The sequence below is a fragment of the Halalkalibaculum sp. DA3122 genome (assembly GCF_043951865.1).
Classification (GTDB): Bacteria; Bacteroidota; Rhodothermia; order Balneolales; family Balneolaceae; genus JAMQKA01.
Map to the genome: position 1 here is coordinate 1 of NZ_JBINJF010000113.1, position 502 is coordinate 502.

Sequence of the window (502 nt, forward strand, 5' to 3'; positions counted from 1 at the left end):
TACGGCGCATTCGTGAGGGGGACCGGTCCTCGTTCCGGGAGCTGTTTTTGGCCCTGTATGAGCCGTTGTGCAATTTTTGCTGGCGGTACGTGCGCTCCACGCACGTGGCCGAGGAGCTGGTTCAGGATGTGTTTATGGAAGCCTGGGAGGCCCGCCGGGAGCTGGACCCGGACCAGAACGTGCGCTCCTACCTGTACCAGTGCGTCCGCAACAAGGCACTCAACAAGGTCAAGCACCGGGAGCTGGCCGCCGAGCACAACCAAAAGATCGAGTGGCTGCAGCCGAGCCCGGTTACCCAGCGTCACAGTGTGGAGGAGGACTCGGAGTTTGTGCGGGTAGCCCGCCAGGCGATTGAGGATCTGCCGGACGGGGCCCGCCGGATCTACAAGCTCTCGCGGAAGGACGGGTTGACCTACCGCGAGATTGCCGGGCTGCTGGATATCTCCCCGAAGACGGTCGAATCGCAGATGAGCCGGGCCCTCAAACTCCTGCGGGAAGCCCT

The 502-nt window shown here is 63.3% G+C and carries 1 protein-coding gene; it reads left to right on the plus strand.

Annotated features, from left to right (window positions below):
* A partial coding sequence (locus tag ACG2F4_RS19415; protein ID WP_395262600.1) for an RNA polymerase sigma-70 factor occupies positions 1-502 on the plus strand: 502 nt, incomplete at both ends.